Origin of the sequence: Kitasatospora phosalacinea (assembly GCF_000717185.1) — a bacterium.
GTDB lineage: Bacteria > Actinomycetota > Actinomycetes > Streptomycetales > Streptomycetaceae > Kitasatospora > Kitasatospora phosalacinea_A.
The window spans coordinates 1-11382 of the sequence record NZ_JNYE01000153.1; the positions used below are offsets into that span (position 1 = coordinate 1).

General features: G+C 76.5%; 9 protein-coding genes. 4 read left to right on the forward strand and 5 right to left on the reverse strand.

Going from position 1 to position 11382, the window contains the following annotated elements:
• Nucleotides 1–126: 126 nt before the first annotated feature.
• Nucleotides 127–324, reverse strand: a complete 198-nt coding sequence (locus OO57_RS47290) for a hypothetical protein (protein WP_033257043.1) — start codon at nt 322–324, stop codon at nt 127–129.
• Nucleotides 325–395: 71 nt separating this feature from the next.
• Here OO57_RS47290 and OO57_RS36135 point away from each other — a divergent pair, with 71 nt between their 5' ends.
• Nucleotides 396–683, forward strand: coding sequence for a hypothetical protein (locus OO57_RS36135; protein WP_158715362.1), 288 nt, complete (start codon nt 396–398; stop codon nt 681–683).
• 25 nt (nt 684–708) lie between these two features.
• Nucleotides 709–1533 (forward strand): alpha/beta fold hydrolase, encoded by an 825-nt coding sequence (locus tag OO57_RS36140; RefSeq protein WP_033257045.1) that lies wholly within the window; start codon nt 709–711, stop codon nt 1531–1533.
• A gap of 150 nt (nt 1534–1683) precedes the next feature.
• Here OO57_RS36140 and OO57_RS36145 read toward each other — a convergent pair whose 3' ends face one another.
• The gene (locus OO57_RS36145; RefSeq protein ID WP_033257046.1) at nt 1684–4713 is read right to left on the reverse strand and encodes an AAA family ATPase; all 3030 of its coding nucleotides are present in this window, start codon (nt 4711–4713) and stop codon (nt 1684–1686) included.
• A gap of 46 nt (nt 4714–4759) precedes the next feature.
• Nucleotides 4760–5932: an exonuclease SbcCD subunit D gene (locus tag OO57_RS36150; RefSeq protein WP_033257047.1), complete on the reverse strand. Its 1173-nt coding sequence runs from the start codon at nt 5930–5932 to the stop codon at nt 4760–4762.
• 216 nt (nt 5933–6148) lie between these two features.
• Here OO57_RS36150 and OO57_RS36155 point away from each other — a divergent pair, with 216 nt between their 5' ends.
• Together OO57_RS36155 and OO57_RS36160 are read left to right on the forward strand one after the other, a co-directional pair.
• Nucleotides 6149–6742, forward strand: a complete 594-nt coding sequence (locus OO57_RS36155; RefSeq protein ID WP_199811395.1) for an NUDIX hydrolase — start codon at nt 6149–6151, stop codon at nt 6740–6742.
• A gap of 294 nt (nt 6743–7036) precedes the next feature.
• Complete coding sequence (locus OO57_RS36160) at nt 7037–7834, forward strand: SGNH/GDSL hydrolase family protein (RefSeq protein WP_106974203.1); 798 nt, start codon at nt 7037–7039, stop codon at nt 7832–7834.
• A gap of 150 nt (nt 7835–7984) precedes the next feature.
• Here OO57_RS36160 and OO57_RS40145 read toward each other — a convergent pair whose 3' ends face one another.
• The gene (locus OO57_RS40145; protein ID WP_051778700.1) at nt 7985–9103 is read right to left on the reverse strand and encodes a polysaccharide deacetylase family protein; all 1119 of its coding nucleotides are present in this window, start codon (nt 9101–9103) and stop codon (nt 7985–7987) included.
• Between the two features lie 151 nt (nt 9104–9254).
• Nucleotides 9255–11078: an AMP-dependent synthetase/ligase gene (locus OO57_RS36170; protein WP_033257049.1), complete on the reverse strand. Its 1824-nt coding sequence runs from the start codon at nt 11076–11078 to the stop codon at nt 9255–9257.
• Between the last annotated feature and the right edge of the window lie 304 nt (nt 11079–11382).

The following is an 11382-nucleotide window of genomic DNA, read 5'->3' on the forward strand; positions in this document are numbered from 1 at the left end:
CCGCGCCCTGATGCGGTCGATCCACCCCACTCGCACAAACCCGCCAACCACTCGAAGCGACCTCACCGAAGCCGCTTGACATCCATAGGAGCATCCGCCCGGCGGCAGCCCGCGGGTCACCACGGGTCACGGCGGTGCGGTGGGCACCGCCGCCGACCCCCGGGCCCCGACCCGCGGTCCGCCCACCACCGGCCCGCCCACCGCCGACAGGCCGACCACGTCGAACGCGGCCGCGACCTGGACGAGCCCCAGGGCGGCCCGCTGCTCGTGGTGGACGCCGAGCGGATCGGCTGCACCGGGCACCGGCTGCGCCGGGAGGGCCACGCCCCGCGCCAGTTCTGGCGGCGCCGGGACGCGGCGTCGGAGGCCGGGTGGTCGGGCGTACCCTGTCCGGCATGGGAGAGCACCCGGAGACCGAGGCCGAAACCGCTGCTGCTGACGTTGCCGACGTTGCTGACGCCGCTGCTGCGGCGGACCGGACGTGGCCGGTCACCGAGCAGGTCTGCGAGGTGTCCGCCGACCCCGGGCAGGCGCTGCGCGGGCTGCAGCCCGGCGGGCCGGGGGAGCGGGCCGCGTGCGTGCTGTGCGGCGAGCCGACCGAGTACCCGGCCGACGCGCCCGGCAGCCCGCTGTGCCCCGTCTGCACCTGGCAGCAGGCCCAGCGCGCCGCCTGCTCCGGCTGACCGCCCCGTGACCGGTGAGGGGGCCGTGGAGGGGCGGTTCGCGCGGCCGCACGCCACCCTCGCGTACAGCACCACCGGGCGGCGCGGGCCGCTCGTGGTGCACGCGCACGGGGCGCTGTCCAGCCGGGCGCACGAGCGGCGGGCCGGGCTGTTCGACTGGACGCCCGTCACGGCGACGCACCGGCTGGCCCGGTACGACGCGCGGGGGCACGGCGAGTCCACCGGGCGGGCGGTGCCGGCCGACTACCGGTACTCCTCGCTCGCGGCCGACCTGCTCGCGCTCTGCGACCACCTCTCGCCCGGCGCGCCGGTCAGCGGGTTCGGCGCGTCCATGGGCAGCGCCACCGTGCTGTGGGCCGCGCTGGCCCGGCCCGAGCGGTTCGAGCGGCTGGTGCTGGCGATCCCGGCGGTCGCCTGGGCAGCCCGGGAGCCCCGCCGGAGCGGGCTGCGGGCCGCCGCGGCCCTGGTCGAACGCCGCGGCCGGGGCGTGCTGGAGACCGCGGCGCGGCTGTCCGGGCCGCCCGCGGTCCTCGCCGGGGCGCCGCGGTACACCACCGAGTTCGACCTCGCCGAACCGCTCCTCCCGGCCGCGCTGCGGGCCTCCGCCGAGTCCGACCTGCCCGCCCCCGAGGCCCTGCGCGGCCTCACCCACCCCGTCCTGCTGCTCGCCTGGGACACCGACCCCCGGCACCCCCTCGCCACCGCCCGCACCCTGGCCGCCCACCTCCCGAACGCCCGGCTGCACGTCTCGCGCACCCTGGCGGACGTACGGAGTTGGGGCCGCCTGGCGGCCGCGTTCGTGGCGGAGGGGGAGCGGGGCGATGACGACGATCGAGGTGCCGGGGCCTGAGCCGGACCGGGAGGAGGCGCCCTCCTGCCAGGGCGGCACCCGCGAGGACGGCTTCGAGTACGGCAACGGCTGGACCGGCTGACCGGCTGACCGGCTGACCGGCTGGACCGGCTGAGGAGCGGGGCCGGGTCGGGTCGGGCCGGGGCGCGGTCAGGCGTCCTCGCGGGTGGTGTGGTGGACGGTGGAGCCGGTGCGGTGCTTGCGGACCAGGAGCTGGGCGGGGATGCGGGTGCGGAGGTCGGCGACGTGGCTGACGATGCCGACGGCGCGGTCGCGTTCGCGGAGGGAGTCGAGGACGTCCATGACCTCTTCGAGGGCGTTCTCGTCGAGGGTGCCGAACCCCTCGTCGATGAAGAGGGTGTCCAGGGGCATGCCGCCGGTCTCGTCGGTGACCACGTCGGCGAGGCCGAGGGCGAGGGCGAGGGAGGCGAAGAAGGACTCGCCGCCGGAGAGGGTGGCGGTGTCGCGCTCGCGGCCGGTCCAGGCGTCGACGACGTGCAGGGAGAGGCCGGAGCGCTTGGTGCCGGAGACCAGGCCGTCGCTGTGGACCAGGGTGTAGCGGCCGCCGGACATCTTCAGCAGGCGCCGGCTGGCGGCCGCCGCGACCTGCTCCAGGCGGGCGGCGAGGACGTACGACTCCAGGCGCATCCGCAGCGCGTTCTCCGCGGGGGCGCCCGCGAGCAGGGCGGCCAGCCGGCTGACCCGGGCGTGGGCGTCCAGGACGGGGGCGAGTTCGGCGGCCAGCGCGGCCAGGTCGCGGCCGATCCGGGCCAGGTCGGCCACCCGGGTGCGGGCCTCGTGCGCGGTGCGGTGGGCGCGGGCGAGCAGGTCGTCGGCGCGGGCGGCCGCGGCGCGGGCGGGGCCGGCCTCGGCGGGCGGGAGTTCGGCGGCGGCCAGCAGGGCGGGGTCGGCGAGCTGGGCGGCGGCCAGTTCGAGGTCGGCGTCGAGCTGCTTGAACTTCCCGCGCAGCGCGTCGAGTTCGTACGGGGGCAGGGCGGCCGCGGCCAGCGCGTCCAGGTCGGGGAAGCCGGCGTCGCGGGCGGCGCGCAGCAGGGCCTCGGCGGTGTCCCGGTGGTGGGCGGTGGCGGCGGCGGTGGTGCGGGTCGCGGCCAGGGCGGCGGTGGTGGCGGTGGCGAGCGCGGTGACGGCGGCGGCGCGGGCGGCGACGGACGGGGCGTCGCCGCGGGCGGTGGCGAGGCGGGCGTCGAGGGCGGCCAGTTCGGCGCTCAGGGCGCCGAGTTGGCCGGTCAGCCGAGCGCGCTGCTCGCCGGCCTGGCGGAGCTGCTCGCGGTGGGCGGCGCCGTCCCGTTCGAGCCGTTCGAGTTGCTGGCCCAGCGGCAGCCAGCGGTCCGCCGCCTGCCGGAGCTGCTGCTGGCGCTCCGTCAGTTCGGCGATGGCGGCGGCGAGTTCGGCGGCCGTACGGCCTCCGGCGGCGGCCCCGGCGGCCGCGGCGTCCGCGGTGACGGCGGCCACCCGCCGTTCGGCGGCGGCGAGTTCGGCCTCGGCGGCGTGCTGGGCGGTGCGGGCGCGGCGTTCGTCCTCGGCGGTGACCTGCCCGGCCGCGGGTTCGGCGGGGGCCGGGTGGGCGGGGGAGCCGCACACCCGGCACGGGGTGCCGGGGGTCAGGGCGGCGGCCAACTCGGCGGCCATGCCCGCGAGTCGGCGCTCCTGGAGGTCCAGGGCGTGCTGCCGGGCGCCCTGCGCGGCGTCGGTGCGGGTGCGGCGTTCGTCCTCGGCGGCGGCGAGGTCGTCCAGCAGCCGCAGGTGCCGTTCGGCGGAGCCCAGCTGATGCTTCAACTCCTGCTGTCGGGCATCCAGTTGCTCCAGTTCGGTGCGGGCCGCGCGGGCGTCCTCGCGGTCCTGCCGGAGCCGCTCCAGCCGGTCCGTGAAGTCTTCCAGCCAGCGGCGGGAGTCCTCGGCGAGGGCCTCCGCCTCCTCCTGCCTGTGCTGCAGCCGGGTGCGGTCGGCGAGCAGCGCGCCGTGGCGGGCCTCGTCGGCGGCGGCGGCCTCCAGGCGGCCGGTCTCGGCGCGCAACAGCCCTTCGGCGGCCTGGAGTTCCTCGGCGGTGCCGAGCGGGGAGCTCCAGCCGGCGGCGGCCGCGCGGGCGGCCAGGGCGGTGCGGCGGGCGGCCTCCTCGGTGGTGGCGGCGGCCAGCGCGGCCTGGGCGGCGCGGTGCGGGGCGCGCAGCGGGGCGGGGGCCTCGGCGGCCAGGGCGGCCTCCAGCCGGGCCCGTTCCGGGGCGGTGCGGGCGGCCAGGTCGGTGAGCCGCAGCCGCTCCTGCTGGGCCCGCTGGTGGCGGTGCTGCCGTTCGGCGAGGGCGCTGTGCCGCTCCAACTGCTCGCGGGCGGCGGCCCGTTCGGCCTCGGCGGCGGCCAGCCGCAGGGCTGCCGCGTCGGCCCGTTCGGCGGCGGTGCTGCGCAGCACCGCGGCCCAGCCGAGGGCCTCGGCGATCGGGGCGTCCTCGCCGGGGTGGTGGGCGGCCGCGTCGGCGGCCAGCGGACCGGCGGCCTCCTCGGCGCGGGCCAGCAGGGCGTGCACCCGCTGCCGCCCGCCCTGCACCCGGGACTCGTGCTGCTTGCGCAACTCGGCCGTCCAGCGCTCCAGTTGGTCGAACCGGCCGGTGTCGAAGAGCCGGCCGAGCAGTTCGGCGCGCTGCTTGGAGTCGGCCCGCAGGAAGCGGGCGAAGTCGCCCTGCGGGAGCAGCACCACCTGGCAGAACTGCTCGCGGTTCATGCCCAGCAGCCGGGTCAGCTCCTCGCCCGCCTCCTGGTGCGAGCGGCTGAGCGGCACCCAGCCGGGCCCGCCCTCCCCGGCGTCGGCGGCCCACTCGCGCAGCAGGGTCTGCGCCTTGTCCGCGGTCAGGCCGGTGCCGCGCTTCTTGGGGCGCCACTGCTCGGGGCTGCGGGTGACCTCCAGCCGCCGCCCGCCGAGGGTCACCTCCAGCACCACCTCGGTGCGCAGGCCCGCTTCGGCGTGGTCGCTGCGCACCCCGTTGCTGCGGCGGGTGCCGGGCAGTTCGCCGTACAGGGCGTAGCAGACCGCGTCCAGCACGCTGCTCTTGCCCGCGCCGGTCGCGCCGCGCAGCAGGAACAGCCCGGCGGCGGAGAGCCGGTCGAAGTCGACCCGCTCGGTGCCCGCGAACGGGCCGAAGGCGGTGAGGGTGAGCCGGTGCAGCCTCATCGGGCGTCCTCCAGGCGGCGGGTGCGGCGGCGGGTGCGGCGGGAGGTCACCGGGCGTTCTCCTCGGCCCGGGCGGAGGCGGTGCGGCGCACCGCCTCCAGGCCCTCCAGCAGCCAGGCCCGCTCGCCGCCGTCGAGTTCGCGGCCGGGGCGGACGTGCGCGACGAAGCCCTCCACCACCTCCCGGTCGGTGCGCCCGCTGACCCGCTGGGCGTACGAGGCCCCGTCGGTGCGCTCGCCGCCCTCCGGGTCGAAGAGCAGTTGCAGGGTGTGCGGGAAGCGGGCGCGCAGCCGCTCCATCGCGTCGGCCGGGCGGACCGGGTCGGTCAGGGTGGCCTGCACCCAGCGGTCCTCGGCGTACCCGTGCTTCCCGTCGGCCAGCAGCTCGTCCAGGCGCCCCCGCAGCTGGGCCAGCCGGCGCGGCACCGGGCAGTGCACCCGGCGGGCCTCGACGGCGCCCGCCCCGTCCAGGTCGACCAGCCACATCGACTTCTCGTGCGTCGTCTCGGAGAAGGAGTACGCCAGCGGGGAGCCGGAGTAGCGCAGGTGCGGGGCCAGGGTCTGGCAGCCGTGCAGGTGGCCGAGCGCCGCGTAGTGCACGCCGTCGAAGACCGCGGCGGGGACGGACTGCACGCCGCCGACCGCGATGTCCCGCTCGCTGTCGCTGGGGGCGCCGCCGGTGACGAAGGCGTGCGCCAGCACCACGGCCCGGGTGCCCGCGGGGCGGGCGGCCAGGTCGGCGCGGACGCCGTCCATCGCCGCGGCCAGCACCTGCTCGTGGCCGCCCCGGGCCAGGCCCAGGCGTTCGCGCACCAGGGCGGGCTCCAGGTACGGCAGCCCGTACACGGCGACCGGGCCGTGCTCGTCGGCGAGCAGGACGGGTTCGGCCAGGGCGCCCGGGTCGGTGCGCAGGTGGATGCCGGACCGGTCGAGCAGCCGGGAGGCGGTGCCCAGGCGGCGGGCCGAGTCGTGGTTGCCGGAGATGAAGACCGCGGGCACGCCCAGTTCGGACAGCCGCCACAGCGCCTCGTCGAACAGCGCCACCGCCTCCAGGCCGGGCAGCGCCCGGTCGTAGACGTCCCCCGCGACCAGCACCGCGTCGACCCGCTCGGCGGCGACGGTCTCCACCAGGTGGTCCAGGAAGGCCCGCTGCGCGGCGTGCAGGTTCTCCCGGTGGAAGGACCGGCCCAGGTGCCAGTCCGAGGTGTGCAGCAGCCTCACTCGCCCGCTCCCCGCCGCATCGCCTGCCGCCCCTCGTCCGTCCGGTGCTCCGGTACGAGTATCACAGGTCCCGGACACCGCCCCGGCCGGACCGCTCGCGGGCGCCCGTAGCAGACGCGGTGACCCGGGTGGCGGTCGGGGCTGTTCATCGGTCGGGTGTTCGGGGAAGATCATCAGGTGGCGCGGCGGGCCGGCCGGTGAGCGGAGGGAGTGGCGATGGGCATCGAGTACAGCCCGGAGATCTCCGACCTGCTCGGGCGGGTGCGCCGCCGGCCCAACGCGGGCTGGCCGTGGCGGCCGGGGGAGCAGGTGCCCGCCGGGTTGACGGTCAAGCAGTCCTGGGGGTGGCTGTTCGCGCCGGACGGGCGGGTGCTGACGCTGGTCAACCCGCGGGACGGGGTGGTCAGCCTGCCCGGCGGGTCGCTGGAGCCGGAGGACGCGGGGGACCCGGGCAGCGCGCTGGCCCGGGAGGCGGGCGAGGAGGCCCAGGCGGTCATCGAGGGGCCGCTGTACCTCGGCTACCTGTACGACCGGGTCGGCTCGGCCAACGGCGGGCACGAGTGCGCCCGGGTGCGGATGGCCGCGGCGCTGCGCGCGGTGGGCCCGTCGGCGCCGGACCCGGCTTCGGGGCGGCACTACCGGCGGCTGCTGGTGGCGCCGGGGCTGGCGGTGGAGCTGCTCGGCTGGGGGCTGCCGGGGCTGCGGCAGGCGCGGGCGGCGGTCGCGGCGGCGGCCGCGCGCTGGGGCGTGCCGGTGCGGGCGGACGAGACGATCGAGGAACTGCCGTCCGCGGGCTGCCGGTTCCGCTGAGCGGCGCGACCGGTCCCGCCGGGGGGCGCGGGCGGGCCGGCTGAGGGCGCGGGCGGACCCGCCGGGGGGTGCGGTCGGTTCCGTGCGGGCACGGAGGAGCCGATTCCGCCGGAACGGCGCTCCGACGGCCCGCCGGGGGGATTTCTGCAGCCCAGGTCAGGGGTGGGTCTGCGCGCGTAGCGAACGTTGGGGTCCCGTTCGGTGAGTGTTCGTCAATTTCTTTGGCATGACCGCTTCCCCCCGAGGCTACTGACTGGTATCCAAGTGTGGCCTGCGTCACTCATGGAGGATCAGATGTCTCGCGTCCGTGCCGTCACCGTCGCGCTCACCGCGGCAGCCCTGTCCGTCACCACCCTCGTCGCCGCCACCCAGGCGAACGCCGCCGGCGTCAACTACGTCGCCCTGGGCGACTCGTACTCGGCCGGCGTCGGCTCCGGCAGCTACACCAGCGACAGCGGCAGCTGCAGCCGCAGCACCAAGGCGTACCCGTACCTGTGGAAGGCCGCGCACGCCCCGACCTCGTTCGCCTTCGTGGCCTGTTCGGGCGCGAAGACCGGCGACGTGTCGGCCAACCAGCTGAGCGCGCTGAGCAGTTCGACCACGCTGGTGTCGCTCACCATCGGCGGCAACGACGCGGGCTTCGCCTCCACCATGCAGACCTGCGTGCTGGACAGCGAGAGCTCCTGCCTGAGCGCCGTGAACACGGCCAAGAGCTACGCCACCAACACGCTGCCGAGCAAGCTCAGCAGCCTGTACGCGCAGATCAAGGCGAAGGCGCCCAACGCGCACGTGGTGGTGCTCGGCTACCCGCACCTCTACCAGGTGCCCGGCACCTGCATCTTCGGCATCTCGAACACCAAGCGGACCGCGATCAACAGCGCGGCCGACACCCTGGACACGGTGATCGCCAAGCAGGCGGCGGACGCCGGGTTCACCTTCAAGGACGTCCGGTCGGCGTTCGCCGGGCACGAGATCTGCGGCTCCTCCACCCAGTGGCTGAACAGCACCTCGCTGCCGATCAGCGACAGCTACCACCCGAACTCGGCCGGCCAGGCCAACGGCTACCTGCCGCTGTTCAGCGCCGCGGCCTGAGCCGTGGCCTGAGCCGCGGTCTGATCCGAGGCCCGATCCGCGGGGTGGTCCGCGGGGTGGTCCGCGGGGTGGTCCGCGAGACGTCCGTGGGGGACGAACACCGGTGGCCGGGCCCGTACGACGGGCCCGGCCACCGGTGTCGCCGGGGGCTCAGCGCAGGTAGCCGGTGAGCGCCGCGGGCCGCAGGCCCGCCCGCGCCGCTGCGTCCAGGGCGCGCTGCAGGTCGGTCGTCAGGGTGTCGGTGAAGTGCAGGATGACGATGTCGCCGGGCTGCAGCGAGCCGTCGGGGTGGGAGGTGCCGGAGGCGCCCCAGCCGAAGTCGGCGTTCGCGGTGACCAGGTACTTCATGCCGCAGTTCGCGGCGGCCCGCTGGGTGTCGGCGTTCCAGGCGAAGTACGGCGGCCTCAGCAGGGTCGGGACGGTGCCGTAGTGGGCGGTGACCGCGTCCCGGGCGTCGCAGATCTCGGCCTGCTGCTCGGCGAGCGACAGGGTGGTCAGGTCGCGGTGCGAGACGGTGTGGTCCTCGATCGTCGAACCGGGCACGGCGGTGGCCCGGGCGAAGTAGTCGGGCTCGAAGCCCTCCGGCATCGGCAGCGGGAACGCGGTGACCGGGACCTGCCGGTCGGCGATCAGCTGCGCGGCCGCCGGGTCGCGCGTCCAGCCGTCGTCGACGGTGACGAAGACGACCGGGTCGGCGGTCGGCACGCTGTTCACCAGCGGGGCGGGCGCCGGGCTGTCGCCGCTCACCGTGACGTCGTCCACCGCGATCGGGCCCTGGCCGTACCAGCCGTGCACGTACAGCTGCACCGAGGTGGTGGCCGGGCCGGTGGTGAAGGAGGTGGCCAGCTGCTGCCAGCCGTCGCCGGTGGACGCCGTCCAGGCCGGGGGCACGTCGTGGCCGGTGCCGACGGCGCCGAGGAAGGCGTACGAGCCGTGCACCCAGGCGCGGTAGGTGTAGGTGGTGTCCGGGCGCACCGCGAGGGTCTGGGTGCACTGCCCGGTGGAGTCGGCCGAGGCGGGGGTGAGGGCCAGGGCGGAGCCGCCGGTGCGGGCCGCGGCGGTGACCGCGCCCTCGCCCGCCGCGCAGTGCCAGCCGGGGACCGAGCCCCAGTCGGCCAGCGGCAGGGCGGGGATCTCGAAGCCGGGGTTGGTGGCCAGGTTCGGCGCGGGGGGCGCGGCGTCCGCGTGCGCGGCCGGGACGGTGCCGAGGGAGGTCAGCGCGGCGGTGGCGGCGAGGGCCGCGAGACGGCGGCGGGCGGAACCGATCACGGGTCAACTCCAGTGTGGGGGACGGGCGGAGGAGTGACTCCCGGAGGGGGCGGGGGTCGGTGGGGGCCCTGCCGCACCAGGCCGGTGCACACAATGGACTGGACCAATCCCGGCGGTCAAGCGGAACGGCCCAACCGGCGTCCGGGATCGGTCAACCGGCGTAGAGCTCCTCGATGTCCTGCGCGTAGCGCTCCGCCACCGCCGAGCGGCGGATCTTCAACGAGGGCGTCAGCAGCCCGTCCTCCACCGAGAACTCGCGCGGCAGCAGCCGGAACGCCCGGATCGACTCGGCCCGCGACACCGTGGTGTTCGCCGCCCCCACCGCCCGCTGCACCTCCTGGTGCAGCTCCGGGTCCGACAGTGCCTGCCACACGTCCAGCGGCGGCCGCCCGCGGGCCCGCAGCCAGTGCGCCAGCGCGACCTGGTCCAGCGTGATCAGCGCCGCCAGGTACGGCCGGTCGTCGCCCACCACCAGGCACTGGGCGATCAGCGGGTGCATCCGCACCCGCTCCTCCAGCACCGCCGGGGCCAGGTTCTTGCCGCTGGAGGTGACGATCACCTCCTTCTTCCGGCCGGTCAGCGTCAGGTAGCCGTCCTCGTCCAGCTCGCCCAGGTCCCCCGTGGCCAGCCAGCCCCGGCACAGCGCCTCGTCCGAGCAGCGCGGGTGGTTGAGGTAGCCGGAGAACACCCCCGGCCCCTTCACCCACACCTCGCCGTCCTCGGCGATCGCCACCGTCGAACCCGGCAGCGGCCGGCCCACCGTGCCGAACTTCGCCCGCCGCTGCGGGTTCGCGGTCACCGGCGCGGACGACTCGGTCAGCCCGTAGCCCTCGTACACCGTCACGCCCGCGCCCGCGAAGAACAGCCCCAGCTCCCGCCGCAGCACCGACCCGCCCGACATCACCGTCCGCACCCGGCCGCCCAGCACCGCCCGCACCCGCTGGTACACCATCCGCTCGTACGCCGCGTGCCGCAGCCGCAGCGCGGGCGAGGGGCCCGGGCCGCTGCGGTGCGCCCGGCGCTCGCGGGCCGCCGCCCACTCCACCGCCACCTGCTCGGCCTGCTCGAACAGCTCCAGCCGCCCCGCCGCCTCCGCGGCCTCCCGGGCCCGGCGGTGGATCCGCTCGAAGACGTACGGCACCGCGTGCAGGAAGGTCGGCCCGAAGGAGGCCAGCGCGGGCAGCAGGCTGTCCGCCGACACCTTCGCGTGGTGGCCGATCCGGACGCCGCCGCGCACCGCCGCGACCTGGGTGATCCGTCCGAACACGTGCGCCATCGGCAGGAACAGCAGCGTCGCGGGCTGCCCGCCGCCGGTGTCGCGGAACGCCTCGTCCCAGCCCGCCAGCATGGTGTCCGCCACCGCGGCGAAGTTCCCGTGCGTCAGCAGGCAGCCCTTCGGCCGGCCCGTGGTGCCCGAGGTGTAGACGATGCTCGCCAGCGAGTCCGGCGAGACCCCCAGCCGCTGGCGGTGCACCAGCGCGTCCGGCACGCCCGCGCCGTCCGCGGCCAGCTGCGCCACGCAGCCCCGGTCCAGCTGCCAGATGCCGGTGAGCTCCGGCAGCGCGTCGCACACCGCGCCCACCGTCATCGCCTGGTCCTCGTCCTCCACCACGCAGGCCACCGCCGCGGTCTCCGCCAGGATCCAGCGCACCTGGTCCGGCGAGGCCGTCGGGTACACCGGCACCGGGATCGCCCCGACCGCCCAGAGCGCGTAGTCGAACAGCGTCCACTCCCAGCGGGTCGCCGACATCACCGCGACCCGGTCGCCGTAGCGCACCCCGCGGGTCAGCAGGCCCTTCGCCAGGGCGAGCACCTCGTCCCGGAACTGAACCGCCGTCACCGGCTCCCAGGCGCCGCCGCCCGCCCGCCGCGACAGCTGCACCAGCTGCGGCTCCCGCTCCGCCCGGTCGAACACCGAGTCGGCCAGCCCGCCGGTCGGCGCACCGCCCAGCGCGGGGCTGCTGAACTCTCGCACGGTCCCCCCGATCCCGCCGTTCCCGTCTCCGGCCCGCACGGCCGGAGCGGTACCGGCGAAGCTACCGGATCGGCGCGGCGCTGCCCAGAGTCACCGAGCGGCAACGCCCCGCACCGGCCGCAGGGCCGCAGGTCGGGGCCATGACAGAACCCGGTCGGGAAATTAAAGGACGATCCGGACAACAGCCGATCACGATGCACTTTCACCCTACGAACGGGTGGTCAGGAAGTAGTAGGCTCGCGGCTCTCGACCCCCGCCCGTACCCACCCCCGCCCGTACCCACCCCTGCCCACGCGCACCCACC

What these genes read in the sequence shown, in the direction of transcription:
- OO57_RS36135 (WP_158715362.1), top strand. Translation starts at nt 396, where the DNA reads ATGGGAGAGCACCCGGAGACCGAGGCCGAAACCGCTGCTGCTGACGTT.
- OO57_RS36155 (WP_199811395.1), top strand. Translation starts at nt 6,149, where the DNA reads ATGGGCATCGAGTACAGCCCGGAGATCTCCGACCTGCTCGGGCGGGTG.
- OO57_RS36145 (WP_033257046.1), bottom strand. Translation starts at nt 4,713, where the DNA reads ATGAGGCTGCACCGGCTCACCCTCACCGCCTTCGGCCCGTTCGCGGGC.
- OO57_RS36160 (WP_106974203.1), top strand. Translation starts at nt 7,037, where the DNA reads ATGTCTCGCGTCCGTGCCGTCACCGTCGCGCTCACCGCGGCAGCCCTG.